Origin of the sequence: Halorubrum sp. CGM4_25_10-8A (genome assembly GCF_005435025.1) — an archaeon.
Classification (GTDB): Archaea; Halobacteriota; Halobacteria; order Halobacteriales; family Haloferacaceae; genus Halorubrum; species Halorubrum ezzemoulense.
Genome location: NZ_SGTX01000003.1, coordinates 1 through 26,320 on the forward strand (window position 1 = coordinate 1; position 26,320 = coordinate 26,320).

The 26,320-nt window shown below is 72.5% G+C and carries 27 protein-coding genes and 1 tRNA gene; 13 read left to right on the forward strand and 15 right to left on the reverse strand.

Translation table 11 applies throughout. The features are described from left to right. Nucleotide 1: 1 nt before the first annotated feature. Nucleotides 2-1,033, reverse strand: coding sequence for a beta-ribofuranosylaminobenzene 5'-phosphate synthase family protein (locus EXE52_RS04145; RefSeq protein WP_049930653.1), 1,032 nt, complete (start codon nucleotides 1,031-1,033; stop codon nucleotides 2-4). A gap of 163 nt (nucleotides 1,034-1,196) precedes the next feature. Here EXE52_RS04145 and hemC point away from each other — a divergent pair, with 163 nt between their 5' ends. The 4 genes from hemC (at nucleotide 1,197) to EXE52_RS04165 (ending at nucleotide 4,633) form a co-directional block, all read left to right on the forward strand. Beyond that, entirely contained in the window at nucleotides 1,197-2,351 is a 1,155-nt protein-coding gene (gene hemC / locus EXE52_RS04150; protein ID WP_049930651.1) for a hydroxymethylbilane synthase, read from the forward strand. Continuing rightward, on the forward strand, nucleotides 2,344-3,231 hold the full coding sequence (gene cobA / locus EXE52_RS04155) for a uroporphyrinogen-III C-methyltransferase (RefSeq protein ID WP_086215632.1): 888 nt from the start codon (nucleotides 2,344-2,346) through the stop codon (nucleotides 3,229-3,231). The genes hemC and cobA overlap by 8 nt, the downstream gene beginning before the upstream one ends. Beyond that, nucleotides 3,228-4,004 carry a uroporphyrinogen-III synthase gene (locus EXE52_RS04160; protein WP_089308189.1) on the forward strand — a complete coding sequence of 259 codons (777 nt, stop codon included), beginning with the start codon at nucleotides 3,228-3,230 and terminating at the stop codon, nucleotides 4,002-4,004. The genes cobA and EXE52_RS04160 overlap by 4 nt, the downstream gene beginning before the upstream one ends. Nucleotides 4,005-4,231: 227 nt before the next feature. After that, a complete protein-coding gene (locus tag EXE52_RS04165; RefSeq protein WP_049930647.1) occupies nucleotides 4,232-4,633 on the forward strand; it encodes a hypothetical protein in 402 nt (133 codons plus the stop codon). On the opposite strand, the gene EXE52_RS04170 is transcribed toward EXE52_RS04165, so the two are convergent. The 3 genes from EXE52_RS04170 to pdxS form a co-directional block, all read right to left on the reverse strand. Continuing rightward, entirely contained in the window at nucleotides 4,634-5,704 is a 1,071-nt protein-coding gene (locus EXE52_RS04170) for a DUF4382 domain-containing protein (RefSeq protein WP_089308190.1), read from the reverse strand. It abuts the gene before it with no gap. Nucleotides 5,705-5,832: 128 nt separating this feature from the next. After that, a complete protein-coding gene (locus EXE52_RS04175; protein ID WP_089308191.1) occupies nucleotides 5,833-7,158 on the reverse strand; it encodes a 5'-deoxyadenosine deaminase in 1,326 nt (441 codons plus the stop codon). Nucleotides 7,159-7,429: 271 nt separating this feature from the next. Then, nucleotides 7,430-8,338 carry a pyridoxal 5'-phosphate synthase lyase subunit PdxS gene (pdxS, locus tag EXE52_RS04180; protein WP_049930642.1) on the reverse strand — a complete coding sequence of 303 codons (909 nt, stop codon included), beginning with the start codon at nucleotides 8,336-8,338 and terminating at the stop codon, nucleotides 7,430-7,432. A 165-nt stretch (nucleotides 8,339-8,503) separates the two neighbouring features. On the opposite strand from pdxS, the gene EXE52_RS04185 reads away from it, so the two are divergent. Beyond that, complete coding sequence (locus EXE52_RS04185) at nucleotides 8,504-9,184, forward strand: molybdenum cofactor guanylyltransferase (protein WP_089308192.1); 681 nt, start codon at nucleotides 8,504-8,506, stop codon at nucleotides 9,182-9,184. Between the two features lie 16 nt (nucleotides 9,185-9,200). Here EXE52_RS04185 and EXE52_RS04190 read toward each other — a convergent pair whose 3' ends face one another. Beyond that, a complete protein-coding gene (locus tag EXE52_RS04190; protein ID WP_049930639.1) occupies nucleotides 9,201-9,746 on the reverse strand; it encodes a DnaJ domain-containing protein in 546 nt (181 codons plus the stop codon). Between the two features lie 180 nt (nucleotides 9,747-9,926). Here EXE52_RS04190 and mutS point away from each other — a divergent pair, with 180 nt between their 5' ends. From mutS to EXE52_RS04205, 3 genes are all read left to right on the forward strand, one after another. Beyond that, a complete protein-coding gene (gene mutS / locus EXE52_RS04195) occupies nucleotides 9,927-12,794 on the forward strand; it encodes a DNA mismatch repair protein MutS (protein ID WP_089308193.1) in 2,868 nt (955 codons plus the stop codon). After that, nucleotides 12,784-14,571, forward strand: coding sequence for a DNA mismatch repair endonuclease MutL (mutL, locus tag EXE52_RS04200; protein ID WP_089308194.1), 1,788 nt, complete (start codon nucleotides 12,784-12,786; stop codon nucleotides 14,569-14,571). The genes mutS and mutL overlap by 11 nt, the downstream gene beginning before the upstream one ends. An 83-nt stretch (nucleotides 14,572-14,654) precedes the next feature. Further along, a complete protein-coding gene (locus EXE52_RS04205; protein ID WP_089308195.1) occupies nucleotides 14,655-15,173 on the forward strand; it encodes a hypothetical protein in 519 nt (172 codons plus the stop codon). A 65-nt stretch (nucleotides 15,174-15,238) separates the two neighbouring features. Here EXE52_RS04205 and EXE52_RS04210 read toward each other — a convergent pair whose 3' ends face one another. From EXE52_RS04210 to EXE52_RS19120, 3 genes are all read right to left on the reverse strand, one after another. Beyond that, a complete protein-coding gene (locus EXE52_RS04210; RefSeq protein ID WP_198943844.1) occupies nucleotides 15,239-16,474 on the reverse strand; it encodes a mechanosensitive ion channel family protein in 1,236 nt (411 codons plus the stop codon). 106 nt (nucleotides 16,475-16,580) lie between these two features. Continuing rightward, the gene (locus tag EXE52_RS04215; RefSeq protein ID WP_089308196.1) at nucleotides 16,581-17,900 is read right to left on the reverse strand and encodes a hypothetical protein; all 1,320 of its coding nucleotides are present in this window, start codon (nucleotides 17,898-17,900) and stop codon (nucleotides 16,581-16,583) included. Between the two features lie 68 nt (nucleotides 17,901-17,968). After that, nucleotides 17,969-18,235, reverse strand: coding sequence for a pentapeptide repeat-containing protein (locus tag EXE52_RS19120; RefSeq protein ID WP_080508563.1), 267 nt, complete (start codon nucleotides 18,233-18,235; stop codon nucleotides 17,969-17,971). A 62-nt stretch (nucleotides 18,236-18,297) separates the two neighbouring features. Between EXE52_RS19120 and EXE52_RS04225 the strand changes: the two genes are divergently transcribed. Beyond that, nucleotides 18,298-18,451 (forward strand) — tRNA-Met (locus tag EXE52_RS04225). 69 nt (nucleotides 18,452-18,520) lie between these two features. On the opposite strand, the gene EXE52_RS04230 is transcribed toward EXE52_RS04225, so the two are convergent. Beyond that, complete coding sequence (locus EXE52_RS04230) at nucleotides 18,521-19,015, reverse strand: metal-dependent hydrolase (protein ID WP_089308197.1); 495 nt, start codon at nucleotides 19,013-19,015, stop codon at nucleotides 18,521-18,523. Nucleotides 19,016-19,160: 145 nt separating this feature from the next. Between EXE52_RS04230 and EXE52_RS04235 the strand changes: the two genes are divergently transcribed. After that, complete coding sequence (locus EXE52_RS04235; protein WP_086217016.1) at nucleotides 19,161-19,661, forward strand: HPP family protein; 501 nt, start codon at nucleotides 19,161-19,163, stop codon at nucleotides 19,659-19,661. A gap of 61 nt (nucleotides 19,662-19,722) precedes the next feature. Here EXE52_RS04235 and EXE52_RS04240 read toward each other — a convergent pair whose 3' ends face one another. Genes EXE52_RS04240 through EXE52_RS04250 form a run of 3 tightly spaced genes read right to left on the reverse strand, consistent with a single transcriptional unit; the run spans nucleotide 19,723 to nucleotide 23,190 of the window. Then, entirely contained in the window at nucleotides 19,723-20,895 is a 1,173-nt protein-coding gene (locus tag EXE52_RS04240; RefSeq protein WP_086217015.1) for an ABC transporter permease, read from the reverse strand. Between the two features lie 13 nt (nucleotides 20,896-20,908). Then, nucleotides 20,909-21,784, reverse strand: coding sequence for an ABC transporter ATP-binding protein (locus EXE52_RS04245; RefSeq protein WP_394338097.1), 876 nt, complete (start codon nucleotides 21,782-21,784; stop codon nucleotides 20,909-20,911). After that, nucleotides 21,781-23,190, reverse strand: a complete 1,410-nt coding sequence (locus EXE52_RS04250) for a CARDB domain-containing protein (RefSeq protein WP_199237856.1) — start codon at nucleotides 23,188-23,190, stop codon at nucleotides 21,781-21,783. Before EXE52_RS04250 ends, EXE52_RS04245 begins: the two co-directional genes overlap by 4 nt. A 227-nt stretch (nucleotides 23,191-23,417) precedes the next feature. On the opposite strand from EXE52_RS04250, the gene psmA reads away from it, so the two are divergent. Together psmA and EXE52_RS04260 are read left to right on the forward strand one after the other, a co-directional pair. Next, on the forward strand, nucleotides 23,418-24,194 hold the full coding sequence (gene psmA / locus EXE52_RS04255) for an archaeal proteasome endopeptidase complex subunit alpha (protein ID WP_176450675.1): 777 nt from the start codon (nucleotides 23,418-23,420) through the stop codon (nucleotides 24,192-24,194). Between the two features lie 166 nt (nucleotides 24,195-24,360). Further along, the gene (locus EXE52_RS04260; protein ID WP_089308199.1) at nucleotides 24,361-24,759 is read left to right on the forward strand and encodes a helix-turn-helix domain-containing protein; all 399 of its coding nucleotides are present in this window, start codon (nucleotides 24,361-24,363) and stop codon (nucleotides 24,757-24,759) included. A gap of 82 nt (nucleotides 24,760-24,841) precedes the next feature. Here the strand turns inward: EXE52_RS04260 and EXE52_RS04265 are convergent, their stop codons facing one another. The 3 genes from EXE52_RS04265 to EXE52_RS04275 all read right to left on the reverse strand — a co-directional run bounded on the left by EXE52_RS04265 (nucleotide 24,842) and on the right by EXE52_RS04275 (nucleotide 25,897). Continuing rightward, entirely contained in the window at nucleotides 24,842-25,045 is a 204-nt protein-coding gene (locus tag EXE52_RS04265; RefSeq protein WP_089308200.1) for a hypothetical protein, read from the reverse strand. Between the two features lie 220 nt (nucleotides 25,046-25,265). Further along, nucleotides 25,266-25,649, reverse strand: a complete 384-nt coding sequence (locus EXE52_RS04270) for a DsrE family protein (RefSeq protein ID WP_049930616.1) — start codon at nucleotides 25,647-25,649, stop codon at nucleotides 25,266-25,268. Between the two features lie 2 nt (nucleotides 25,650-25,651). Further along, nucleotides 25,652-25,897, reverse strand: coding sequence for a sulfurtransferase TusA family protein (locus tag EXE52_RS04275; protein ID WP_004596950.1), 246 nt, complete (start codon nucleotides 25,895-25,897; stop codon nucleotides 25,652-25,654). Nucleotides 25,898-26,055: 158 nt separating this feature from the next. Here EXE52_RS04275 and EXE52_RS04280 point away from each other — a divergent pair, with 158 nt between their 5' ends. After that, the gene (locus tag EXE52_RS04280; RefSeq protein WP_176450674.1) at nucleotides 26,056-26,313 is read left to right on the forward strand and encodes a hypothetical protein; all 258 of its coding nucleotides are present in this window, start codon (nucleotides 26,056-26,058) and stop codon (nucleotides 26,311-26,313) included. Nucleotides 26,314-26,320: the final 7 nt, after the last annotated feature.

The window sequence follows — 26,320 nt, forward strand, 5'->3', positions numbered from 1 at the left end:
CTCACTCGCCCGCGCTCTCGTCGACTCGCGCCCCCTCGTCGGTCGCCCGGACGACCGACACCTCGCCGCCGACGCCGGCCGCGTCGAGGGCGCGCCGGCCGGCGTCGCGCGCCGCGTCCGCGCGGGCCGCGTCGGTGACGCCGTAGACGGTCGGCCCCCACGAGGACTGCCCGGCGCCGAACACCGACGCGGCCCCCGACAGGGAGTCGACGACCTCCCCCACGGGCGGCCGGTACACCCCGCCCTGCTCGTCGGCGTACCACGCCCCGTTGAGCCGGCCGATCTCGGCGACAGCGGCGCCGAACGCCTCCGCGTTCCCCGACGCGACCGCGGGGAGGGCGCGCCGGGTGACGATGCCGGCGATGCGGTCGGCGAGCCCCGGCTCCGCGCGCTCGACCGCGGTCCGCATCGCGTCGTCCTCCGCCGCGCCGTTCCGACCGGCGGCCGCCTCGGGCGCGACGAGCAGAAAGCGCCAGTCGTCCGGGACGGCGTGGCGCGCGGCCACCGGCGGCACGGTCCACTCGCCGTTCGCGGGGCGGTCGGTGGTGAAGCGCGCGGTGGGGTGGCCGGCGTCAAGGACGAACCCCCCGTCCTCGAACGTCGCGACGCCGACGCCGGAGCGCCCGCCGCGGCCGAGCGCCGGGGCGCGCTCGCGCACTCTGGCGGGCAGGTCGTACGCGGCCGCGACCGCCGCGAGCGTCGCCGCCGCCAGTTGCGTCCCGCTGCCGAGTCCGGCGTGACGGGGGAGCGACTCGCGGACCGTAACGCGGGCGCCGTCGACCCCGAGCAGATCGACCGCCGCGGTCGCGTAGCCGCGGACGTCGTCGCGCACGCTCGGCGACGAATCGCCCGACTTCGACGGCGTCCCCGCCGCTTGCTCGACCGCCACGCGCACCGCCGGGGCCGGTTCCGCGTCGACGACGACGCGGGGGCTGTCGAGCCCGACGCCGAGCGCGCCGTACAGGCGCTCGTGCGAGAGGCTGAGGTTACAGAAGCCGAAGTGGAGCCGCGCCCCGGCGCTCGCGCGTGCCATCTCGCCTCCGGCTTGGGGCGCGACGGATAAAGGGCCCGTGACGGTGGCGGGAGTTGCCTCGGTGTCCGCCTGAGCCGCGCCGCGCAAATGGGGACCGAGCCGTCTCGGTCGCCGAGGCGGCCGAACTGGTGCGCTTTTGAACGCGGGGGACCTCGGTCCGGGTATGACCGAAACGCTCAGGCTCGCGACCCGCGGGTCGGACCTGGCCCTCCGGCAGGCCGAGACCGTCCGCGAAGCGCTGTCGAGCCGGCGCCGCGACGTCGAACTCCGGCAGGTGGAGACGCGCGGCGACCAGATCCCCGACGAACTGATCCACCGCCTCGGGAAGACAGGCGCGTTCGTGCGCGCCCTGGACGAAGAGGTGCTCGCCGGCGACGCCGACCTCGCGGTCCACTCGCTGAAGGACCTCCCCACCGAGGAGATGGCGGAGCTCGTCGTCGCCGGCGTCCCCGAGCGGGCGCCCTCCGGCGACGTGGTCGTCCAGCCGGAGGGACTCGGGATCGAGGACCTCCCCGCGGGCGCCGTCGTCGGCACCGGCTCGCTCCGCCGCGGGGCGCAGATCCGGGCGGCCCGCCCCGACCTCACCGTCGAGCCGATCCGGGGCAACGTCGACACGCGGCTGGAGAAGCTGCTCGCGCCCGGCCTCCAGGCCGAACACGAGCGGCGCCTGATCGCGTCGGGCGAGGAGAATGCCCTGACGGCGGAGGCCGACGAGGGCGGCGACGAGAACGCTGACGACACGGACGACGAGGATACCGACGGCGACGAGGTCGACGAGGAGTTCGACGAGACCGTCGAGGAGTGGTTCGACTCGCTGTCCGACCTCGAACGCGACGCGATGGAGCGGAAGGTCGAGACCGAGTACGACGCCGTCGTCCTCGCGGAGGCCGGCCTACGCCGCTCGAACCTCTTCTACGAGGTGGAGACGACACGGCTCCCGCGCGAGGAGTACGTCCCTGCGGCGGGGCAGGGGGCCATCGCCGTCACCGCGAGCGACCCCGACGTGATCGAGGCGGTCCGTAAGGCGGTCGACCACCCGCGGACCCGCGTCGCGGTCACCGTCGAGCGGACGATCCTCGGCGAGCTCAACGGGGGCTGCGTCGCGCCGATCGGCGTCTCCGCGATGGTTCAGGGCGAGCACGTCCACGTCAGAGCGCGGGTGCTGTCGACCGACGGCACCGAGGAGGTGGCCGACACCCGCGACCTCCCGATCCGGTCACACGCGACGGCCGCCGCCGAGTTTGCCGCCGACCTCGCGGACCGCGGGGCGGACGAGCTGATAGCCGAGGCCCGCGAGGAGGCCGACGCCGATGAGTGACGACGGCGCCGGCGCGGGCTCCGGAGCGAACGCGGACGAACCCCCGACGCGTCGGCGCGACGACGGCGTCGGCACCGTCTTCCTCGTCGGGTCCGGCCCGGGCGACCCGGACCTGCTCACGGTGAAAGCGAAGCGACTGATCGAGTCGGCCGACGTGGTCCTTCACGACAAGCTCCCGGGCCCGGAGATCCTCGGCGAAATCCCCGAGGCGAAGCGCGAGGACGTGGGGAAACGCGCCGGCGGCGAGTGGACGCCGCAGGAGTACACCAACCGGCGTATGGTCGAGCTGGCCCGCGAGGGGAACCGCGTCGTCCGGCTGAAGGGCGGCGACCCGTTCGTCTTCGGCCGCGGCGGCGAGGAGGCCGAACACCTCGCCGAGGTCGGGATCCCCTTCGAGGTCGTCCCCGGCGTCACCTCGGCCATCGCGGGGCCCTCCGTGGCCGGGATCCCCGTGACCCACCGCGACCACGCCTCCTCCGTCTCCTTCGTCACGGGCCACGAGGACCCGACGAAAGACGAGTCCGCCGTCGACTGGGAGGCGCTGGCGGCGACCGGCGGCACCATCGTCGTGCTGATGGGCGTCGGGAAGCTGCCGGCGTACACGGCCGAGCTCCGCGACGCCGGCCTCGGCGGCGACACGCCCGTCGCGCTCGTCGAGCGCGCGACGTGGCCCGACATGCGCGTCGCGACCGGCACGCTCGACACGATCGTCGACGCCCGCGACGAGGCGGGGATCGAGCCGCCAGCGATCACCGTGATCGGCGACGTTGCCGCGACCCGCGACCGCGTCGTGACCTTCCTCGAGAACGCCGGCTCCGCACCGGTCCGGTCGGCGACGGAGGGAGACGACGACGGGTCGGTCGGAGGTGACGAGACGTGAGCGAAGACGAGGGTGGCCGCCCGCGCGTGGCCGTCTTCCGGCCGGACGACGAGCGGATCGAGGCGGCCGTCGAGCTGCTCCGGTCGCTCGGCGCGGAGCCGGTCGCCGACCCGATGCTCGAAGTCGAGCCGACGGGCGCCGTCCCCGCCGCCGCGCCGCTCGTCGTGTTCACGAGCAAGACCGGCGTCGAACTGGCCGCCGAGGCGGGCTGGGAGCCGGGGGACGCCGACCTCGCTGCCATCGGCCCGACGACCGCCGCGGCCGCCCGCGACGCGGGGTGGACGGTCGCCGTCGTCCCGGAAGAGTACACCTCCGCGGGCCTCGTCGCGGCGCTCGAACCGCGGGTCGCGGGCGAGCGCGTGACGGTCGCCCGCTCCGATCACGGCAGCGACGTCCTCCTCGACGGGCTCCGCGAGGCCGGCGCCGAGGTGACCGAGACCGTCCTGTATCGGCTCGCGCGGCCGGCCGCCGCGGGGGACTCCGCGGAGCTGGCCGCCGCGGGCGACCTCGACGCGGCGGCGTTCACCTCCTCGCTCACGGTCGACCACTTCCTCGCGGCGGCCGCCGACCGCGGGGTCGAGGAGGCGGCGCGCGCCGGACTGGGGGACGCGGTCGTCGGCGCCATCGGCCCGCCGACGGCCGAGACCGCGGCCGACCGCGGCGTCGACGTCGACGTCGTTCCCGACGCGGCGTCGTTCGAGTCGCTCGCGGCCGCGGTCGTCGACGCGGCCGGCAAAGCGTCGACCGCCGCGTCCGGCGACGGTCCGCGCTGACCCCGCGGTCGCGTGACTGAAGCGGAACGACAGCGGCGCGGCCGCGTCGAGGCGGCCGTCGCGGCCGCCGAATATCCGGAGCGAAAACGCGAGGCGGCGTCGGGGTCTCTCGTCGCTTCGGCTCGCTCGCGGGTAACGACGCGGTCGCGTCCCGATTCGCCCGCGAAAATACCACTCGTGATATTCGGGAGCGCGGATTTATTATCGGGAACGTGATATCGGGTGCCATGGAACCGAGCGAGCGCTGGCTGCTGCGGGTCGAGGAGGATATCCTCGTCGTCGAGTTCCCACACGGGACTGGGCTGAGCCCCGCAGACGGCGAGGCGCTGCTCGACCGCTGGCGGAGCGCGACCGACCCCGACGATGTCGACGCGATCGTGATCGTCGTGCGGACGAGCAGGCCGTGTTCGGACGCCGGCCGGCGCGCGCTCCGCGAGTCGGCGCAGATAGCGGTCGCCCGCGGCGTCGACCGCTTCGCCGTCGTCGGGCAGCGCTCGAAGCGGCGGTACCTCAAGCGGACCATCGACGTCGAGGGCGTCGACACCGAGGCGTTCAACGACGACGACGCCGCGATGCAGTGGGCGAGGAGCCCGTCCGCGACCGCATCGTCGGTCGGGACCTCCTCGTAGTTAGCTTCCGGTCTCGGTCCCGTTCTCCGGGTCGTCCGTCTCGTTACCACCGGTGGCGTCGCCGTCACCGGAGTCGTCGGTCGTCTCCCCGTCGTCGCTCTCCTCGCCGCCGCCCTCCTCACCGTCTTCGTCCGCCTCTGACTCTTCGACGTCGCCGTCCTCGTCTTCGTCGATCTCGTTGACCTCGACGTCGCGGCCCGCGACCCCGCTGCCCGAGATCACGGGTTTGAGGATGTAGCCGTTGTTCTTGCCGCGCTTGACGACGTTGATATCGAAGACGAAGCTGACCGGCTCGTCGGCGGTGACCTCGAACCCGCTCGTGATCTGGAGCTTCTCGCTCGGGAGCTTCACGTCGACCTCGCCGCCGTCGACGATCCCCTCGATAGCGGAGACCGCCAGTTCGATCTTCTCGTAGTCCCCGGCCGGGAGCTCGCCGTCGAAGACGGCGATCGCGTCCTCGTCGATCACCTGCGTGAGGTCGACCGTCGCGCCGTCGAGGTCGACGACCCTGAGGCCGCGGTCCTCGCCCTCGTCCGCGTCGTCTTCCTCGTCGTCGTCTCCTTCGGTGTCTTCCTCGTCGTCTCCGCTCTCGTCTCCTGCCACGTCGTCCCCCTCGTCCTCGTCGTCCGCCGTTCCGTTGGGGGACCCGTCGTCACCGTCGGTGTCGGTGACGTTCTCGCCGGCGTCGTCCTCGTTTTCATCTCCGGCTTCGTCGTCCTCGTCCTCGCCGTCACCAGCCTCGAACACGCGGGCTCGGTCGAGGGTCACGTCCAGCCGGTCGAAGTCGTCGATGTCGGCCGGGGCGTCGCTGATGAGGAGCCGGAAAGTGCCGGTTAGCGGTTCCGAGCCGTCCGAGCCGTCGGAGCCGTCCGAGCCGTCGGAGCCGTCCGAGCCGCCAGACGACGGGGGCGATTCGCCGCCGGTACAGCCGGCGAGGAGCGTCGCGCTCGCGCCGGCGCCGACGGCGACGAACTCGCGTCGGCCGAGGCCGCCGGTGGCCGCGTCGGCCGGTCGGTCGTCGTCTGTCGGCTGCGATCCGTCGTCGTCTGCCGTCCGCGATCGGTCCGTCATGGTGATTCGACGGACGGGCCGCGGACGGGTATAAACGAGAGATACTCCGGTCGGATTTGCGCCGATAAAGCCGATTTTATCGGGTATCGAGGTGGTTTACGGTGAGCGGCCCGCTCTCGCCGGCGGACCTACGGTTTGGCCGTGTCGATGCCGGCCTGCTCGACCACGCGCTCCGCGTGGCGCGTCGCTCGCTCGCGGACCGCCGCCGCGTCGGTCCCGACGTGCTCGCCGTCCGCGTAGCGGACCGCGCCGTCGACCATGGTGAAGGTCACGTCGTCGCCGTGGGCCGCGTACACGAGGTGCGAGAGGGGGTCGTGGACCGGCGTCGCGCGCGTCAGGTCGGTCGTGATCCCGATTACGTCGGCGCGGTGCCCCTCGCGCAGCGCGCCGAGGCGGTCGAAGCCGGCGGCGCGGGCGCCGTGTTCGGTCGCCATCTCCAGCACGGTCGACGCGGGGAGCCTCGTGGGGTCGCGGGCGTTGACCTTGCCGAGGAGGCTCGCCTGTCGCATCTCGGTGAAGGGGTCGAGCGTGTTGTTACACGGCGGGCCGTCGTTGCCGAGCGCGACCGTCATCCCGCGGTCGAGGTAGTCCTGAACCGGGGCGATCCCCGAGGCGAGCTTCATGTTCGAGGAGGGGCAGTGGGTGACGACCGTGTCGGTCTCGGCGAGCACCTCGCGCTCGCGCTCGTCGGTGTGGACGCAGTGGGCGAGCGTCACGTCCGGCCCAGTCAGCCCGACCTCGTCGAGCCAGAGGATGTTCCGCTTTCCGGTGTCGGCCTCGACCGTCTCGATCTCGTCCTCGTTCTCGCTGGCGTGGGTGTGGATCGTCACGCCGTCGTACCGGTCGGCCAACTCGCGGCAGCCGCGCAGGCAGGCCTCCGTACAGGTGACGGCGAACCGCGGGGTGACCGCGTACCGGACGCGCCCGCCTGCGGCCCCGTGGTACTCCCGGATGAGCGCCTCGCTCTCCGCGAGCGCGGCGTCAGTCTCCTCCAAGAGGCCGTCCGGCGAGTCGCGGTCCATCAGGACCTTTCCGAGCCGCGCGCGGATCCCGGTCTCGATCGCGGCCTCGAACGCCTCGTTCGCGTGGTTCACCGAGAGGTGGTCGACGACGGTCGTCGTGCCCGACTCGAGACACTCCAAGTAGCCGAGTTCGGCGGCCGCGCGGGTGGCCTCGGCGTCCATCGCGGCCTCCATCGGCAACACCGCGTCGAACAGCCAGTCGAGGAGGGCGGCGTCGTCCGCGATCCCCCGCCCCAGCGACTGGACGGAGTGGACGTGGCCGCCGACGAGGCCGGGCGCGACGACGTCGAACGCGCGCCGCTCGTGGTCGGGATATCGGTCCCGCAGGATGCTCTCGTCGCCGACCGCGGCGATCGTGTTCCCCTCGACGACGACGGCGCCCTCGGGGATGACGGTCTCGGAGTCGGCCACGACGGTTCCGGCGATCAGCATGTCCGTCCGTTCCTGACGGTCGACCGGGAAGAGGCTGTCCGTTCGCGACCCCCGGCCCGATCAGTTCGAGACCGACGAGCGTGCGATCGCCGGGGCGGCGAGTCCGGCGGCGGGAGCGACGAGACGTTCGGCGCAGTCGAGCGGTCGCCGCGTGTCGCTATCAACGTCGGAACGGTCGCAGGCGGGGTTCGCGGTCTGACGGTCGCTCGTCGCTACGCCCGCCACACGGGCTCAGTTATCACAGATCGTCGCGCGGCCCGAGACCGCGTATTTAAACGCCGCGGCCCTGGAGCTGCTCTTCTTCGGCCATGTCCTCGTTGGACTGACCCTTCATCCCCTTGCCGCTGCCGCTCGCGATCCGGGCGAGCTCCTCGGGGTCGTCCCAGTTGTTGACGGCCTCGACGATGGAGGTGCCCATCGCCTCGGGGTCCTCCGCGCCGAAGACGCCGGAGCCGACGAAGATGCCGTCGCAGCCGTGGTACATCATCAGCGCGGCGTCGGCCGGCGTCGCGATGCCGCCGGCAGCGAAGTTGACGACCGGGAGCCGCTCGGCCTCGGCGGTCTCGTGGACCAGATCGCGCGGTGCGCCGTGTTCGCGGGCCCACTTCTCGCGCTCCTCGTGGTTGAGGCCGGTGAGCGTCCGGATCTGGTTTTTGATCGTGCGCTGGTGTTTGACGGCCTGGTTCACGTCGCCCGTGCCGGCCTCGCCCTTCGTCCGGATCATCGCCGCGCCCTCGTTGATGCGGCGGAGCGCCTCCGGCAGGTTCCGGGCCCCGCAGACGAACGGGGACGTGAAGTCGCGCTTGTCGGTGTGGTACTCGTCGTCGGCGGGCGTGAGCACCTCGGACTCGTCGATCATGTCGATCCCGAGCGCCTCCAGGATCTCCGCCTCCTTGCGGTGGCCGATCCGCGATTTCCCCATCACCGGGATCGACACCTCGTCGATGATCTCGGGGACGCGCTCGGGGTCGGGCATCCGGGCGACGCCGCCGCGCTTCCGGATGTCGGCCGGGACGTGTTCGAGGACCATCACGGCGACCGCGCCGGCGTCCTCCGCGATGCGGGCCTGCTCGCGGTTGACGACGTCCATGATCACGCCGCCCTTCTGCATCTGCGCGAAGCCGCGCTTGACCAGCTCGGTCCCCCGCTTCAGCTCCTCCAGATCCGTGGCCTCTGGCATGAATATAGCTTGGGTCGCCGGCCACTTAACGGGTCGCTTTCGGGCGGATGGACGGGCGAGCGCGCCGTTCAGTCGCGATCGGAAGCGCGGTCCGTCGCGGCCGCGCTCCGCGCTCGCGCGTCGCCACCGCAACCGCGAAGTCTCCCCGCCGTCTACGCCGCGAGCGTGACGACCGGAGCCATCCTCGCCGGCGGCCGCTCGACGCGCTTCGGCGACGCGGACAAGGCGGTGGCGCCGATCGCCGGGACCCCCATGATCCGTCGGGTCGCGGACCGGCTCGCGGGGACCGACGACCCGGTCCCGCCCGGCGCCGACCGCGCGAGCGGCGGCGACCCAGTCGTCGACGAACTCGTCGTCAACTGCCGCCCGGGCCAGCGCGAGGCGATCGCCGACGCGCTGGCCGCGGTCCCGCTGTCCGTCCGCTGGGCGCTCGACGAGGCGCCGGACCCCGGCCCGCTGGCGGGGATCCGGAACGCCTGCCGGGCGGCAACCGACCCCTACGCCGTCGTCGTCGCCTGTGACATGCCGTTCGTCGACCCGGGCTTCCTCGCCCACCTCCGCGAGGCGGCCGCGGGCGCGGAGGCCGCGGTCCCACGGCTCGACGGGCGGTGGTACCAGACGACGCAGGCGGTCTACGCGACGGAGCCGGCCGCGGTCGCCTGCGACCGCGCGCTCGGTCGCGGCGACCGGAAGGTGCTGGCGCTGGTGGACCGGCTGGACGAGGTCGTCGTCGACGACGCGGCGATCCGCTCGCTGACGACCGACCGCACGTTCACCAACGTCAACACGCGGTCCGACCGCGACGACGCGGAGCGGGCGGTCGCCGCCGCGCTCGACGCGGCGTGAGGCGCTCGGCCGGCGGTCACTCCTTCAGCACTTCGTATGCCTCGTTGAGCTGCTTGAAGTCCTCCTCGTCGCCGTCCTCGCCGTCCGGGTGGAGCCGCTTCGCGCGCTCTCGGTACCGCCGGCGAACCGTCTCGCCGTCGGCCGTGCGGTCGAGGCCGAGGGTCTCGTACGCCTCCCGTTCGCTCATCCGGTCGGCCGCGGGCGCGCGGTCACTGGGGTCCCCACCCCCGGCTCCGCCGGGACCGCGAGCGCCGGCCCGTCGGCCGCGCGCGCTCCGACCGCCGTCGGTCCCGGCGGCGCGGTACGCGCGCTCTCGGTTGGCCTCGGCGCGGGCGCGCTGTCTCGCGCGCTCGCGCTCAGTCGGTCCCGCCCGCTCGGCGGACCGCCGGGCCTGGTCGTCGAGGCGTCCGCTGGCGTGGTACCAGAGGAAGTACGAGACGGCGCCGAACGGCAGCGCGAGCGCTAACGCGATCGGGTGGAGGACGATCCCCGCGATCACGAGCAGCGCCGTCATGCCGACGAACGCCCCGGCGAGCACCACGACGATCGTTCGGTTCGTCACGGCCGTACTGGGGGACGGAGGACCGTAAGAGTCCCGACGGCGGCCGTCCGGCGAGGCGGGGGTCACGTCGGGGGCGGCGTTCGCGTCGCCCGCCGCCTCCGCTCGCTCCCTCGCGGCCCCACTCGCTTGCCGCTCCTCGCCTCCGCACCGTTTATCACCGCGGCCGCCCGGGTACGGCGTATGGAACCGGCGGACAGGGAGACGGTGACGGGGCTACCGCCCGGGATCGCCGCCGCCCGCGAGGATCTCACGCCGATGCTCTCGCAGTACGCCGACCTCTGTGCCGCCCACGGGGACGCCCTCGTCCTGTTTCAGGTCGGCGACTTCTACGAGGCGTTCTGCGAGGCGGCCGAGACCGTGGCCCGCGTCTGCGAGGTGACGCTGACCGAGCGGTCCGACTCGACCGGCGACTACCCGATGGCCGGGATCCCGATCGACAACGCGGCCCCCTACCTCGAGTCGCTACTCGACGCGGGCTACCGCGTCGCGCTCGGCGACCAGGTCGAGGACGCTGCGCAGGCGTCGGGGCTCGTCGACCGCGCCGTCACCGAGGTGATCACGCCCGGGACCGTCGTCGAGGACGACCTCCTCGAGTCGGGGACGACGAACTACGTCGCGGCGGTGGCGGCCGAAGACGACGACTCCGCCGAGACGACCGTCGGGCTCGCCGCGGTCGACGTCTCGACCGGCGAGTGCCTCGTCACGTCCGGCGGTCCGGACGCGGTCGCGGGCGAACTCGACCGGATCGCCCCGGCCGAACTCATCGCGGGGCCGGACGCGCCGGCCTTCGAGCCGAGCGACGCGGAGCGCGGGTGGACGACGCACGACTACGACGCCGGCGCCTTCGACCGCCGGACTGCGACCGAGCGGCTGGAGCCGTACCTCCCCGCGCCCGAGCGGCGCTTCGACGCGGACGCGGAGCTGCGGGCGGCCGGCGCGGTGCTCGCGTACGCCGAGTACACGCAGGGCGACGACGGCCCGCTCTCGTACGTGACTCGGGTCCGGCGGTACGACCCCCGCGACCGGCTCCGGCTCGACGCGGCGGCCCAGCGCAGCCTGGAGCTGTTCGAGAACCGGGGGCTTGGCGCGAGCGACACGCTGTTCGACGCGCTCGACGAGACGAACTGCGCGCTCGGGCGACGGTGTCTGGAGCGCTGGCTCCGGCGCCCGCTCGTCGACGCGGACGCGATCCGGAGCCGCCACGACGCGGTCGGCGAACTCGCCGACCGGAGCCTCGCTCGCGAGGGGGTCGCCGACGCGCTCGCGACCGCCTACGACCTCGAACGGCTGGTGAGCCGCGTCTCGCGGGGGCGGGCCGACGCCCGCGACCTGCGCTCGCTCCACCGGACGCTCGCCGTCGTCCCCGACCTGAAGGCGACGCTGGCGGGCGCGGAGGGAGAGGAACGCCCCACCACCGACGACCCCGCCCTCCCCCGAACCGAGCACCTCCGCGACCTCGGTGACCGGCTCGACGAGCTGGCCGGGGTCCGCGGGCTGATCGACGACGCGATCGCGACCGATCCGCCACAGGAGATCACCGAGGGCGGGGTGATCCGCGAGGGGTTCGACGGCGACCTCGACGACCTGCGCGCCACCGAGCGCGAGGGCCGCGAGTGGGTCGCGGATCTGGAGGCGAGCGAGCGCGAACGCACCGGGATCGACTCGCTGTCCGTCGGCCACAACCAGGTCCACGGCTACTACATCGAGGTGACGGACGCGAACCTCGACCGCGTCCCCGACGACTACCGGCGTCGGCAGACGCTGAAGAACAGCGAGCGCTACGTCACGCCGGAGCTGAAGGAGCGCGAAGAGGAGATCGTCGGGGCCGCAGAGCGCGCGGACGCGCTGGAGTACGAGCTGTTCGTCGACGTCCGCGAGCGCGTCGCGGCCGAGACCGAGCGGATCCAGGCCCTCGCCGACGCGCTCGCCGAACTCGACGCGCTGGCGTCGCTCGCCGCGGTCGCGGTCGAACACGACTACGTCCGGCCCGAACTGCGGGAGGGCGTCGACGAGTCCCCCGACGCGGACGGGGCGGCCACCGCGGGCGTCGAGATCGAGGGCGGCAGACACCCGGTCGTCGAGCGGGCCGAGGACGCGTTCGTCCCGAACGACGCGGACCTCCCGCGCGGCTCCGTCGCCGTGATCACCGGGCCGAACATGAGCGGGAAATCGACGTACATGCGGTCGGTCGCGCTCGCCGTCGTGCTCGCGCAGACGGGGTCGTTCGTTCCAGCGCAGGCCGCCACGCTCCCCGTCTTCGACCGGGTGTTCACCCGCGTCGGGGCCTCCGACGACATCGCGGGCGGCCAGTCGACGTTCATGCGAGAGATGAGCGAGCTGACGGAGATCCTCCACGACGCCGGCCCCGACTCGCTCGTCCTCCTCGACGAGGTCGGCCGGGGCACGGCCACGACCGACGGGCGCGCCATCGCCCGCGCGGCCGCCGAGTTCCTCCACGACGAGCTGGGCGCGACCGCGCTCTTCGCGACGCACTACCACGGGCTCACCGACCTCGCCGACGAGCGAGAGCGCGTCTTCAACCTCCACTTCACCGCCACCCGGGAAGACGGCGACGTTACCTTCCTCCACCGGGTCGTGCCGGGCGCCTCGTCGTCGTCGTACGGCGTCGAGGTGGCGGAGCTCGCCGGGGTCCCGGGGGCGGTCGTCGACCGCGCCCGCGACCTCGTCGCCGCGGAGGAGGCGGACCGGTGGCGGGCGGCGAGCGGAGCCGGACGCGAGGACGCGGTCGACCCGGCGGACCGGTCGGGCGAGGGCGAGGCAGAGGGCGACCGGGACGGCGACGCGTCGCTGCGCGAGTTCCTCGCGGAGGAGGCGTCGGAGGACGGCAGCCGATCCGGGTCCGAGGCGGACACCCCGCCCGAAAGCGAGCGGGCGGAGCCGACGGGCGGCGACGACGACAGGCCTGCCGCCGGCGCGCCCCCCGGCCTCGCCGCGGAGCTTCGCGACCTCGACCTCGCGCGGATGACGCCGATCGAGGCGCTGAACGCCCTCCACGACCTCCAGTCGCGAGTCGACGATGACGGGTGAGCGAGACGGCGAGCGCGGCCGGTCGGGTACCGGTGATCGGTCCAAGAGCGAGAGTCGCGTCCGTCGGCTTGACCCGGCGACCGTCGACCGGATCGCGGCCGGCGAGGTCGTCACTCGACCCGCCCGCGTCGTCGGCGAACTCGTCGACAACGCGCTCGACGCGGGCGCCTCGCGGATCGACGTCGCGGTCGACGGCGACGGCACCGACCGGATCCGCGTCGCGGACGACGGTCGGGGCATGGCCCGCGCGGACGCGGCCCGGGCCGTCGAGCGCCACGCGACGAGCAAGCTGGCGCCCGACGGCGACCCGGTGGGCGTCCCGTCGCTGGGGTTCCGCGGCGAGGCGCTCGCGGCGATCGCCGAGGCCGCCCGGCTGGAGGTCGTCACGAGCTCCGGCGACGGGGTCGGCACCCGCGTCGTCGTCGACGGGACCGCCGACCGGGGGAACCGGTCGAGCGCGTCCGACTCGACCGACGGCGTCAGCGTCGAACCCGCGGGCCGCGCCCGCGGGACGACGGTTCTCGTCGGGGACCTGTTCGCGACCCGGCCGGCGCGTCGGGAGTCACTCGCGGGGGCGAACGCGGAGTTCGCGCGGATCTCCTCGCTCGTCGCCGACTACGCGCTGGCGAACCCGTCGGTGGCGTTCACGCTCGACCACGACGGGTCGACGACGCTGTCGACGCCGGGGACCGACCGCACGGACGCGCTGCTCGGCGTGTACGACCGCGACACCGCGAGCCGGTCGACGACGGTGGCCGCGAGCGTCGACGCGCCGCCCGGCGGGGAGGGTGACGCGGACGCCGTCGGCGTCGAGGTCTCGGCCACGCTGGCGTACCCGTCGATCACCCGGTCCTCCCGCGATCACGTCCGCGTCTCGGTGAACGGCCGCCCGGTCCGGAACGACCGGCTCGCGGCCGCGGTCCGCGACGGCTACGGGCGGCTCCTCCCCGACGGCCGCGAGCCGGTGGCCGCGGTCGACGTGTCGCTGCCGCCCGCTCGGGTCGACCCGAACGTCCACCCGGCGAAGCGGGAGGTGGGGCTCCGCGACGCCGACGCGGTCGCCGACGCGGTCGCGTCGGTCGTCGAGGACGCGCTCACCGGCGCGGACCTCCGGCGGGCCGCGGACGTCGCCACCGACCTCGACGGCGCCCTCGATCCGGTCGGCGCGGACGACGGCTCGCGGCCCGGCGCGTTCGCCGACGCCGTGCCGATAGGCACGTTCCGCGACCTGTACGTCCTCGTCGAGGCCGGCGACGAGCTCCTCGTGATCGACGGCCACGCGGCCCACGAGCGGGTGAACTACGAGCGGCTGGCCCGCGCGTTCGACGGCGAGCCGGTGCCGACGGCCCCGCTCGACCCGCCCGCGACCGTCTCGCTGTCGACCGACGAGGCGGCGGCCGCGAGGGCGCACGCGGACGACCTCGCCGCGCTCGGCTTCGAGACCGAGGCGTTCGGCGGCGGCACGCGTCGCCTCCGGACTGTCCCGGCGCCGTTCGGCCGGACCGCCGACGCCGACGCCTTCCGCGACGCGCTCGCCGCGCTCGTTGGGGCGGACCCGGGGACGGCGCGAGACGCGCGCGACGACCTGCTCGCGGACCTGGCGTGTCACCCATCGCTGAAGCGCGGCGAGTTCTCGGACCTCGCTCACGACGACCTCCGGGGGCTGCTCGACCGTCTCGGCGAGTGCGACCGCCCGTACGCCTGTCCGCACGGCCGGCCGACCGTCCTCTCGGTCGACGAGGAGACGGTCGCGGCCGGGTTCGGTCGGGACCGCTGAGCCGCGAGGCCGGTCGCCCCGCGGCGAGGCGATCGACAGTACCGACCGATATCTATTAACGCGATGGGACCGGGGATACTCGCATGGGAGAGCGGACCGAAGTGACGCGGGGGTCGCTGCCCGCGGAGCGGTCGGCCGGCCGGTTCTCGGGGCCGGACGGCTTCCGCGACCTCGTCGAGCGACTGCTCGCGTGGCTTCGGAAGCGACGCGCGTCGAGCTTGGAGAGCGTCTCGGCGGCGACGACGATGCGGAACGTCGTCGACGCGGACGCGCTCGCCGAGGAGACGCCGCCGAAGTGGAGCGTCCTCCACGACGTGGTCACCTACGGCGCGGACTCGCTCACGGACGTGCTCGTCTTCCGTCACGGCCCCACGAGACAGGACCTCGTGGTGATGCCGGAGCGGAACACCGACCCCGAGGGCGAGGTCAGCTTCTACCACGCCGACCGCACGAAGGGGGCGCGCCACCTGCTCTCGATCGGCGCGGACTCGCTCACCGCGGCGCTCAGTTACGTCTTGGACAAGATCGAGCGGTTCGAGCGGCTGTTCACCGGCCGCGGGTCGGAGCTGCCGAGCGGCTACACCGGTCCGACCGACCGGTAGCGGGAGGGTCCGGCGGGTAGCAGAAGGGGCCAGACGGGTAGCGAGAGCGCCGCCGCGGCGGCGCGTCAGGCCGGTCGGTCTCGCGACCGCCCGTCGCCGTTTTCGTCGGTCTGTTCGACGCGTTCGACCGTGTCGTCAGCCGCCGCCTTCTCCGGCGGGTACGAGACGGTCCGCTGCGGGTAGGGGATCGAGATGCCGGCGTCCGCGAACCGCTCTTGGATCCGCTCGACGGCGAGCGCCTTCGAGCGCCACCGCGCCTGCGGGGTCGGCGGGTCGATCCAGAACCGGAGGTCGAGCAGGATCGCCGAGTCACCGAATCCGGACGGGATCGCGTACGGCTGGGGGTTGTTCGCGATGACGCCGATGTTCTCTAAGACATCCTCGGCGATCTCGCTGGCCTCGTCCGGGTCGTCGTCGTAGCCGATCCCGACCTCCATGTGGATCCGGAGGCGCCCCTCCCGGCTCCGGTTGGTGATCGCCTGGTTGGCGACGAGGTCGTTTGGCACCACGACGTACTCCCCGTCGAAGTTGCGCATGTGGGTGTTCATGATCGTGATGTCGGTGACGAACCCCTCCTCGTCGCCGATCGCCACCCAGTCGCCGATCTCGAAGGGGCGGGCGAACATCAACACGAAGCCGGCGATGAGCGAGCCCAGCGTCTGCCGGGCCGCCATCCCGAGGACGATCCCGAGGAACCCAGCCCCGACGAGGAGGCCGCCGAGGTTCACGCCCCAGATGCCAAGGACGGTTATCAGCGCGAGCACGAGCAGGCCGACCTGTGCGAGCCGGGTGAGCAGCTGTTCCTGGTGGGCGGTGATCCGGTCGCTGTCCGCCGACAGCTCGCCGACGTACGTCTCCACCACGTCGCTGACGACGTACGCACCGCCGAGCAGCAGCGCCGAGGCGATCACCTGCCCGCCGACCCGGGCGGCGTTCTCCACGAGCGGCAGCACCGCGACCACGAGTGCGAACCGGCCCCACAGCGTCAGCACGGCGACGCCCGCGAGCGCGAACAGCGCGAGCTGTAGGAGTCCGACCGCGAGCCGCAGGAGGAACGACGCGGGGATCCCCTCCCGCAGCGTCTCCACCGCGCCCTCCGTCGACTCCGACAGCCGCTCGTCGAGGAGCCGCCCGACCCAGTCGGTGACGGTCTGCTCGCCGGCGCGGACCGCCCGCGGCAGCAGCAGCCAGCCGACGCCGAGCGTCGCGAGGGCGATGGCCGCGGTGACCGCCAGCCGCCCCTCCGTGCTCGATACGTCGCTCAACACCGCGCCGATCCGCGTTCCCAGTCCGCCTATCACGGTCTGACGTTCGCCGCCGCTCGGTTAACGGATCCGACGCGAGTCTCAGCGGAGAGAATCGGCACGACCGCTGCGGGGAAGGAGGCCGCGACTGCCCTGCTCCCGGTCACCGGCCGCGTCGGAGCTCTTCGATCAGCTGTTCGATGAGCGTCGACTGCCGGTCCAGGCGCTCGGACTGCGCCTCGACCGTGCGCCGCAGCGCGGCGACCTCGCTCGCGAGGTCCGCGTCCTCGACGCCGGCGCTCTCGAACGGCGAGCCGTCGAACGCGTCGTCGTCCGGGACGACGCCGTCGGTCTCGCCGTCCGCCGCGACCGCTTCCTCGCCGACCGCCGCCGCGGGCTCGCCTCCGGCCCCTCGCTCGGCGCCTTCCGCCGGGGCTTCGGGCGCGTCGCCGGCGGGGGAGTCCGTCGAATCCGTCGCGCCCGCGTCTCCCGCGAGAGGGTCCTCGGCCGCGTCGTCGACGGCGGCGTCCGCGGCGAGCGGGTCGTCGAGCGGGTCGCTGCCGCCGCTCGGTTCCGGCGATCCGACCGACGCCGACTCCGCGCTCTCGGTCGTCGCTCCGGGCCCGTCGCCCCCGGCGAGCGACTCCGACCCCCCGGCGGAGTCGCGTCCGCCCGCGCCCTTCGGTTCCGTTCCGAGCCCGCCGGAGTCTGGCTCCGCCTCGGCGCCGGGCGCCGCGTCGGCGTCCGCCTCGGCGTCGGCGGCCGGGGAAGCCGACAGCGGGTCCGGTCCCTCGCCGAAGTCGGTCGTGCCGGTCTGTTCGGCGTCGGACGCCGCCTCCTCGGCCTCGGCGGCGGCGACGCGGAACTCCTCTAAGCTGTCGACGCCGTGGAACGAGCACACCGCGTCGGCGAGCGTCTCCCGGACCGCCCGGGCGGACTCGTTCGGGGCCTTGAACCGCTCCGAGCGACCGTCGTGGACGAGGACGACCGCGGTGGCGACGGTCCCCTCCTCGAAGTCGAGCCCGGTGAGGTCGTCGTAGCCGAACTCCTCGAACTCGGGGTCCCAGACCGCCGAGCCGACGTGTTTGACCAGTCGCTCGCTGGTGACGATCAGGGTGAGCTCCGAGAAGCGGAAGGTGCGCACGACCGTCTCGCCGGGCCCGGTGACGCCGCTCGCGGAGAGGACGCCCGCGAGGATCGGGTGGAGGACATCGTCGACGCGCTTGGTCGGTACCGAGAGCGTCTCGTCGCCGTCGAGGCCGTACCCGAGGGTGATCTTCGCCTTGCGGCGTCCCGTCGAGACCTCGATTCGCTCGACGTCGTGGCCGTACTCGTCGACGGACTCGTCGGACAGGAGTCCGTCGCCGCGGTAGACGAGGGTCCGGGTGGGCGTGACCGCGAGTCGATCGTCGCCGCCCAACGGCACCTCGGCGACGACGTCCTCGTCGCCGACGGTCCCCGCGAGCAGGTCGGGAAGGCTCATACGCCGGAGATACGCCGCGCCCGGCATAAATCCGCTGGCTCGGGGTCGATCGAGCCCAGTCACCGCGTTCACCGCGCTCCCGACGCGCCGCCCGCGCCGCCGGCCCGAGGCGGGAGCGATCGCCCCCGAAAGCGACAGCCCCCGAAGCGATCCTCCCGAAAGCGACAGCCCCCGAAGCGATCCTCCCGAAAGCGACAGCCCCCGAAGCGATCCTCCCGAAAGTGACAGCCCCCGAAACGATCCTCCCGAAAGTGACAGCCCCCGAAACGATCCTCCCGAAAGTGACAGCCCTGAAGCGATCCTCCCGAAGGCGACCGGCCGCGGCGATCTGCGATCGGTTCACAACCCTCCGACGGATGGGAAGGTTAAAGGGTCTCATCGCGGTACGAGAAGGTGAGGCCGGGTGGCTTAGCTGGACATAGCGCCGCACTCATAGGGTTCGGAGATTCGGTGCGGTGACGCCTTGGAAGCGTCCGCGTCCTTCCCGTGGCTCCGCCGAGCCTCGGACCTGGGACATGCGGAGATCGTGGGTTCGGAGCCCACCCCGGCCATTTCTACGACCGACCGGTCGGCGAGCGCCGGCCCCGCCGATCCGTCCGCCGTCGCCGCCGGATCGAGTGCTACACCGGAACCGCCTCGCCGGCGACGAGCGCGACCGCGACGACGACGCCGCCCAGTCCCAACAGTCCGTAGTTCGCGAAGGGATTCGCCGCGGTGAACAGGTCGAGCGAATACTCGGTGTCTCGCACGGGCGCGTACGGTCGGATGCCCGTCGGTGTGAGCGCGTCCGCGAGGATGTGCGAGACGATCGTCACGGCGCCGAACAGGAACGCGGCGGCGCCGAACAGCAGCGCCTCGGCGAGTCCGCGCTGAAGCCCGACCGCCAGCCCGACGCCCCCGAGGACGACTCCGACGAGCAGCGCGAACCAGACGGTGTGCGTGATCCCCCGATGCCTGACGACGGGAACTCGCATGTCGAGGTCGGGGACCATCGCCGTCGAGGCGACGCCGGCGGCGCCGACGAGGCCGGCCTCTATCGAGAGGAGGGCGGTGACGAGAAACCCGAACGGGGCGTAGACGACGAGCGAGGCCCCGACGTGTCCCTTCCGGTACATGTTGACGACTGCGTTCCGGGTCCGTAAGTCCGTTACGTCGAGACGCGACCCCCCACGGCGCGTCTCCGGACGCGTCCGCGGAGCTCGCGGTCCCGTCGCGTTGTCGGGGCGAAACGCCTACGGCCTCCCGCCGTGACGCTCCGGTATGACACTGACCGCCCGCGACCTGATGGAGCCGGACGTGAAGACGGTCTCGCCGGACGACGACGTCGCCGACGCGTTCAAGCGGTTCGCTCGGTACGAGTTCAGCGGGTTCCCGGTCGTCGACGAGGACGAGCGGGTGGTCGGGATCGTCACCGAGTCCGACCTCGTCGACCTGTTCGAGCCGGAGGACGAGACGCTGTGGATCCCCGTCGGACTCCCTCCGTTCGTGGACACCCTCTCGTATCAGGTGAAGCGCCCGTGGGCCGACCTCGATCTGGGCGTCGACATGCTCCGCAACGCGGACCGACCCGTCTCCGAGGTGATGAGCGCGGACGTGGCGACCGTGACGCCGGACGTGAGCGTCGACGACGTGCTGGATCTGCTCGTCGGCGACGACCCCGATATCAACCGCGTGCCCGTCGTCGACGACGACGGCCGTATCATCGGGATCATCGCGCGTCAGGATGTGATCCGCGCGTTCCGCGACCGCCGACTGGAGTAGATCCGGTCGGACCGTCGCGAGGAGTCCCGCGGACGCTCGGCTGTGGATGTCGGCGACCGCGTCAGCTCCGAAGCGCCTCGACGGGCCGCTCGTTGGCCGCCTTCCACGCGGGGTACGCGCCGCTGACGAGCCCCACGCCGACGCCGAAGCCGAGCGCCAAGAGGAGGTAGTAGGCGTTCGTACGGTCGAGCACGAGCGCCGTGTCGACGGCGGGCGTCGCGAGGACCAGGCCCGCGACGAGCAGGACGGTGAGCAGGGTGCCGGCCGCGGCGCCGGCCGCGCCGATCAGCCCGGCCTCCGCGAGCAGGACGCGCAACACGTCGCGGCGGGCGACGCCGACCGCGCGCATCACCCCGATCTCCTGCCGGCGCTCGACGGTACTCATCAGCATCACGTTGAGGATCGAGACCCCGGCGACGACGAGGGAGATCGCGCCGAGCCCGAGCAGGAACGTCGAGAGGAGGCCGAAGAACTCGTTGATCTCGTCGACGAGGGCGGCCAGCTCGAACAGCTCCACCCGGTCCTCGCGGGCGTTCACCGCCTCGCGGATGGCGTCCGCGGCCGCCCGCGCCTCGGCGCCGGTGTCGGAGACGACGAGCGCCTGCGCGTAGCCGTCGGCCGAGAACGCCGACTCGGGGAGGTACACCGCGTCGTCGGGCGCGACCGGGCTGAACGTCTGGCTCTCGACCAACACCGCGATGACGCGGACCTGCGAGCCGGCGATCTCGACGGTGTCGCCCGCGCCGGCGCCGAGGTCCTCGGCGATCCCCGCGCCGAGGATCGCGCCCTGTCGGTGCCGCTCGGGGAGTCGCCCCTCGGCTGCCTCGTACGCCAGCGCGGGCTCTTCGACCCCGTACACCGTCGCGAACGTCTGGTCGCCCTGCCGCGCGACCGTGGCGCTGTCGGAGTACAGCGGGATCACTGCGGGCTCGCCGACCGCCCGGCGGATCGAGGCGATGTCCGCGTCGGACAGCGACTCCACGCCGGCGTCGGTGTTCGGCGAGACGACGACCTGCGTGCCGATATCGCCGATGGCGTCGTCCGCGCCCAGCGCCAGCACGTTCCCGAAGATGCCGAGCGCCGCGACCGCGAGGACCCCGATACAGACCCCGAGGACCGCCAGCACGGTCCGGACCCGGTTTCGTCGGAGGTTCCGCGACGCCATCGACACCGCGGGGCGCCAGCCGCGGAGCCAGCCGGCGGCGCCCCCCGGTGCGCGGTCGTCGGCGCTCATCCGTGGTCCCCGCTCATCCGCGGTCACCGCCCACCTGCGGTCCCGGAGCGGTCCGGCCGGCGTCGCGGCCGCCGCGCCGGTCCGCGTCGGCGTGCGGATCGGACTCGCCGGGCAAGCCGCCGGTCAGCACGCCGTCGGTGAGGTCGACGACGCGGTCGGCGTACTCCTCGACGAGCGGATCGTGCGTGACGGCGATGACGGCGACCCCCTCGGCCTTGACGCGCTCGAACTCGGCGAGGATCGCCTCGCCGGTGTCGGTGTCGAGGTTCCCCGTCGGCTCGTCCGCGAGCAGGACCGCGGGCTCGTTTATCAGCGACCGGGCGATCGCGACGCGCTGTTTCTGCCCGCCGGAGAGCTCGTTCGGTTCGTGGTCGAGCCGGTCGCCGAGCCCGAACCGCGCGAGCAGGTTCGCGGCCCGGTCGCTCGCGTCGCCGGGGTCGAACGCCGTCGGCATCGCGACGTTCTCGACGGCGGTGAGCGTCGGCAGCAGGTGGAAGTCCTGGAACACGAACCCGATCGACTCCTTGCGCGCCCGCGTTCGCTCCGCGACGGAGAGGCTCGTCACGTCGGTGTCGCCGAGCAGCCGTCGGCCGGAAGTGGGGTCGTCAAGGAGCCCGAGGACGTTCAGCAGCGTCGACTTGCCGGAGCCGCTCGGCCCGACTACCGCGACGAACTCGCCGGGCCGGGCCGCGAAGTCGACGTCGTCGAGCGCGACCACCGGCTCGCCGCCCCCGCTCGGATACCGCTTGACGACCCCGCGGAGCGCGACGGCGTAGTCGTCGTCAGCGAGATTGCTGTCGCCGCTCGTCTCCCAGTCGGCCGCAGCGCCGTTCGTCGCCCGACCGGCCGCAAGATCCTCCGCCTCGTCGGTCGTGCGGTTCCGGCTCACGGCGCCGACCCGTCGCGTCGTCGCCCGGTCGGTCCCCCGAGTCGTCCGGTCCTGACCGCGACGCCGACCGCCCCGGCGAGGCCGACGAGCGCGAGGCCGCTCGCGACCGTCCCCACGGTCCCCAGCCCGCCGGCGCCGAGTCGGCCGAGGGTGCCGCCGCCGTCGCGATCGTCGGTAGCCGGCTCCGGCGCGGCCACCGAGAACGTCTCCGTGTACCGCACGCCGCGCTCGGTGTACGTGACGCGGATCGGGATCTCCTCGGCGACCGTGACGTTCGCCGCGGTCGTCACGTCGAAGCCGACGAAGTCGCTGGCGCCGAGCGTCCCGACGAAGTACTCGCCGCCCGCGGGGGTCGGCGCGACGCCGGGCGCGTCGCCGACCGAGACGACCGCACCGGTCATCTCGCCGCTCCCCGCGTTGCCGAGGTTGGCGTCGACGACGACGCCGTCAGCGGTCTCGCGCACGGTCGCGTCGGTCACGGTCGGCGTCGCCTCGCGGACGGGGTACGTCACCGTCGACTCCGCGCTCCGGTCGGCGCCGCGATCGTTCCGCCGGTCCGTGTCGGCGCGGAAGGCGGCGGTGACCGTCACGTCCGAGCGCCGGTCGAGCGGTCCGAGATCGACGATCACGCGTCGCTCCTCGCCGGGCGCCACGCCCTCGACGACGAACGGGCCGACGTCGACCGTCTCCGCGCCGTCACCGTCGACCGCGGCCCCGACGGCGCGGAGGCTGATCCGGTCGGCGGCCGTCGTACCGGTGTTGACCACGGTCACCTCGACGGGCGAATCGACGGCCGGCGGCGACGCCTCGCCCTGACCGCCGTCGCCGGTATCGAGCCCGCCGCCCCCGCCGAAGACGCCCTGGATGCCGCCGATGCCGAGGTCGCCGGTGGCGCTCTCGCTCTCGTCGTCGCTCCGGAGGTCCTCGGGGTCGAGCGCGCGGGTGCGGAGGTCGAGCGCGACCTCGGTCGGGCGCACCTCGAACACGACGTCGCGGCTGACAGTCACGAACTCGCCGCTCGTCGACTGGTTCGCGACGACCTCGACGGTGAGCCGCCTCTCGCCCGGTTCCCTGAACGTCGTCCACAGCGTCGCGTCCAGCGAGTCGCCCGCCGAGAGCGCCCCGACGCCCGAGGCGCTGTCGAGCACGTCGCCGTCCGCGTCCCGGACGCGGACCGTCGTGAGGTTCGCCGCCGCGTCGCTGCCGCCGGAGTTCGAGACCGTGACGTTCAGGGTCGCGCGCTCGTCGACGGTCGGAGCGCCCGGAGACACGCCGACCTCGGTGAGGGTGATCCGCGCGTCCGGTACCGCCGCCGCGCCGCCGACCGCGAACCCGCCGCCGACGACGGACAGCACCGTTAACGCGGCCAGCAGCGCGGCTGTAGTTCGTGTGGGCGTCAATGTCACTATGACTACGCGACCTGCGTGGTTATATCCGTCGGCGACGGAAGCTGACGGCTCCTACCGGCGCTTCGTCGGCGAACTCGACTCCGCCGCTAGGCGGCGAACGCGGCCGGCGGGGACCCGCGGTTTCGACGGCCACCGAGACGTACCGGTTACGGATGCTTTTTCAACGGGCCGACGTAAGTGAGGGTAATGACCGAACGCGACACCGCGCGAGCGGGTGATCGGCGATGATGGGCGGCAACGACCAGCAGGCGTACGACCGCGGCACGTCGCTGTTCTCGCCGGACGGCCGGATATATCAGGTCGAGTACGCCCGCGAGGCGGTCTCGCGCGGCGCGCCGAGCGTCGGCGTCCGGACGACTGACGGCGTCGTCTTCGTCGCGATGTCCCGCCCCTCCTCGTCGCTGATGGAGGCCGAGAGCATCGAGAAGCTCCACAAGCTCGACGACCACGTCGGCACCGCGAGCGCCGGCCACGTCGCCGACGCCCGGCAGCTGATCGACCTCGCGCGCCGCCAGTCGCAGGGGAACCGCCTCCGCTACGGCGAGCCCGTCGGCGTCGAGACGCTGACGAAGTTCATTACCGACCACATCCAAGAGAACACCCAGCGCGGTGGCACGCGCCCGTACGGTGCTGCCCTCCTCATCGGCGGCATCGACGACGGCGAGCCGCGCCTGTTCGCCGCCGACCCCTCGGGTACGCCCAACGAGTGGAAGGCGACCGTCATCGGCGGCGGCCGGCAGGACATTCAGGGACACCTCGAAGACGAGTGGAGCGACGACCTCTCGCTCGAGGACGGCATCGAACTCGCGGTCGCGGCCTTGGCCGCCCACGACGACGAGTTCGAGGCGTCCGACCTCGCGGTCGCGACCGTGACCGAGGCCGACGGCTTCCGGACGGTCCCGACCGACGAGGTCGAGGCCGCCGTCGAGGCCGCCGGGCTCGCGGCGGACGAGGAGGACGCGGAGGAGACGGACGACGACGCGTCCGACGGCGACGAGTAGCGACCGCGTGCGGGAGCCGGGACCGAACCGCGCCGCCGCGCCTCCTCGCGGCGGGAGCGACCGGCGCGGGCAGCGCCGGGAGGAGCGGGAGTCCGGGCTCGGAAGCGCGCGATTGTACGACACACACAACACTTTTTGCGGCGGAAACCGTCAGTTACCACGTAAAATGTCCGATTCGATGTCCGAACAGCTCCAACGAGACATGGAGTGCGAGGGGTTACTCGAGTGCTTCCACGGTCTGAAACGGTTGGACAAGGACTGCTACCGAGCGATGGTCTCGGCCGAAGAGGCGCTCACGATCGACGAGGTCGCCGAACGCGTGGACCGCGAGCGCTCGACCGCCTACCGCGCGGTCCAGCGCCTCCTGAACGCCGGCTTCATCCAGAAGGAACAGATCAACTACGACCACGGCGGCTACTACCACGTGTACAGCCCCACGGATCCGTCCCAGATCGCCGACGACATGCAGCGGATGCTCAACGACTGGTACGCGAAGATGGGCCAGCTCATCGGCGAGTTCGAGGAGAAGTACGACGAACCCGAGCGCGCCGCCGTCGAGAGCTGAGCGGAGCACCGAGACCCCTCACGAGGCGGACTCGACGCGAGGGCGGTGGGCGTCGCAGGGTTTCGCGCGCTACTTTCGGTCGCTATTCCGCGTAGATGAGGGTCCGCCGGCACTCGGGGCACACGTACGGGACCGGCGTGAGGATCTCGTCGGCGCTGAGGCCGCCGAGAAACCCGTCGCTCGACCCGTCGGAGACAAGGGAGAGCGTCCCGAGAGCGTCGGTTCCCTGTAGCTCCATCTCCTCTAGCGGCTCCTCGCAGTCCGGACAGGTCTGTTCAGAGGGCATGTGCGTGATTTTTCCAGTACTCTCCAAAATAGTTGTGATCCGTACGCTCCCGATTGAGGATCGATCCGTTCTCACGTCGAGTCGGACACGTCTCGCGGTGGCAAGCTTCGGACGGCGCGGGAGTTTCGGACGGTGGGAGAGTTGTTTCGGACGGCGATACGTCTCAGGGGCACACGTACAGCGGCGGGAAAGGTGGAGCGGACCGACGCGACGCCGGCGCTCAGAACGTGAACACGTGGTCGGCCTCCTCGGCGGCCTCGAGGAAGGTGACCGCGCCGGCGAACTGCGTCGTCAGGTCGTCGTCGATGGCCTCCTGCTCCCACTGGAGCATGTCCAGCGTGGTCGTACACGCGACCGAGGTGACCGCCTCCCCGCCGTCGGCGATCAGCTGGTCGAGCATGTCGTAGGGGTTCGGCATCCCCTCGTCGAGCAGCGGCTGGACCGACGAGAGGTCTTTCTCGCCCTCCAGCAGGTGCGTCAGTCCGTCGAAGGTGAAGTAAAGGAACACGTCGGTGTCCATCGTCAGCGCGACGTGGCCGAGGTTGGTCGCCATCGCGAGGCTCTTCGGGTCGTCGCTGGAGACGATGATGCCGATCTCGTCCATGCTCATTCTTCCTTGCGGACGTAGTGCGTGTACACGTCGTCGCCCTCCTCCTGTTCAAGGAGCGTGACGCCGTCGGTGCCCGTCGCCCACCCGTCGATGTCGCTCACGCTTCCGGGATCGGTCGCGACGACCTCCAGCACCTCACCGGGGGCGAGGTCGTCGATCGCGCCCTTCGTCTTCACGATAGGCATCGGGCAGCTCAGTCCTTTCACGTCCAGCGTCTCCGCGATATCGAGTTCGGTGCTCATGGGTTAGTAGTTTGTGCGCAAAAGACAATACTACGCACAGGTGTTTTAATCTTGCGTATCTGTTTCAATACAGTCCCGTCCGAGGGAATCCGACGCCGGGGGGATCGGCCCAGTAGCCGATAGCGGCACTTACGGTGGTCGAGACCGAAGAGAGGGCCATGTCGACGACCGTTCGCGTCCGCTGTACCGACTGTGCGTACGACGAAGCGTTCGACTCGCTCCGGCGGGCGCGGACCGCGCTCGACGACCACGAGCGCGCGACGGGGCACGCCGTCGACTGGCAGATTGGCGGACTCACGGCAGGCGTCGAGCGAGCGGGCGACGACGCCGGCGTCTGTGGCCGGGACGAGTGTGCGAACGCGGACTCACCGCTCCTCGATCACGGACCGTCGGCGGCGGCCGACCCGGACGCCTGAGGCGGGT

Excerpts from the sequence above, each read along its gene's own strand:
- EXE52_RS04145 (WP_049930653.1), bottom strand. The coding sequence starts at position 1,033 with ATGGCACGCGCGAGCGCCGGGGCGCGGCTCCACTTCGGCTTCTGTAAC.
- hemC (WP_049930651.1), top strand. The coding sequence starts at position 1,197 with ATGACCGAAACGCTCAGGCTCGCGACCCGCGGGTCGGACCTGGCCCTC.
- cobA (WP_086215632.1), top strand. The coding sequence starts at position 2,344 with ATGAGTGACGACGGCGCCGGCGCGGGCTCCGGAGCGAACGCGGACGAA.
- EXE52_RS04165 (WP_049930647.1), top strand. The coding sequence starts at position 4,232 with ATGGAACCGAGCGAGCGCTGGCTGCTGCGGGTCGAGGAGGATATCCTC.
- EXE52_RS04170 (WP_089308190.1), bottom strand. The coding sequence starts at position 5,704 with ATGACGGACCGATCGCGGACGGCAGACGACGACGGATCGCAGCCGACA.
- EXE52_RS04175 (WP_089308191.1), bottom strand. The coding sequence starts at position 7,158 with ATGCTGATCGCCGGAACCGTCGTGGCCGACTCCGAGACCGTCATCCCC.
- pdxS (WP_049930642.1), bottom strand. The coding sequence starts at position 8,338 with ATGCCAGAGGCCACGGATCTGGAGGAGCTGAAGCGGGGGACCGAGCTG.
- mutS (WP_089308193.1), top strand. The coding sequence starts at position 9,927 with ATGGAACCGGCGGACAGGGAGACGGTGACGGGGCTACCGCCCGGGATC.
- mutL (WP_089308194.1), top strand. The coding sequence starts at position 12,784 with ATGACGGGTGAGCGAGACGGCGAGCGCGGCCGGTCGGGTACCGGTGAT.
- EXE52_RS04205 (WP_089308195.1), top strand. The coding sequence starts at position 14,655 with ATGGGAGAGCGGACCGAAGTGACGCGGGGGTCGCTGCCCGCGGAGCGG.
- EXE52_RS04215 (WP_089308196.1), bottom strand. The coding sequence starts at position 17,900 with ATGAGCCTTCCCGACCTGCTCGCGGGGACCGTCGGCGACGAGGACGTC.
- EXE52_RS04230 (WP_089308197.1), bottom strand. The coding sequence starts at position 19,015 with ATGTACCGGAAGGGACACGTCGGGGCCTCGCTCGTCGTCTACGCCCCG.
- EXE52_RS04235 (WP_086217016.1), top strand. The coding sequence starts at position 19,161 with ATGACACTGACCGCCCGCGACCTGATGGAGCCGGACGTGAAGACGGTC.
- EXE52_RS04240 (WP_086217015.1), bottom strand. The coding sequence starts at position 20,895 with ATGAGCGCCGACGACCGCGCACCGGGGGGCGCCGCCGGCTGGCTCCGC.
- psmA (WP_176450675.1), top strand. The coding sequence starts at position 23,418 with ATGATGGGCGGCAACGACCAGCAGGCGTACGACCGCGGCACGTCGCTG.
- EXE52_RS04260 (WP_089308199.1), top strand. The coding sequence starts at position 24,361 with ATGTCCGATTCGATGTCCGAACAGCTCCAACGAGACATGGAGTGCGAG.
- EXE52_RS04265 (WP_089308200.1), bottom strand. The coding sequence starts at position 25,045 with ATGCCCTCTGAACAGACCTGTCCGGACTGCGAGGAGCCGCTAGAGGAG.
- EXE52_RS04270 (WP_049930616.1), bottom strand. The coding sequence starts at position 25,649 with ATGGACGAGATCGGCATCATCGTCTCCAGCGACGACCCGAAGAGCCTC.
- EXE52_RS04275 (WP_004596950.1), bottom strand. The coding sequence starts at position 25,897 with ATGAGCACCGAACTCGATATCGCGGAGACGCTGGACGTGAAAGGACTG.
- EXE52_RS04280 (WP_176450674.1), top strand. The coding sequence starts at position 26,056 with ATGTCGACGACCGTTCGCGTCCGCTGTACCGACTGTGCGTACGACGAA.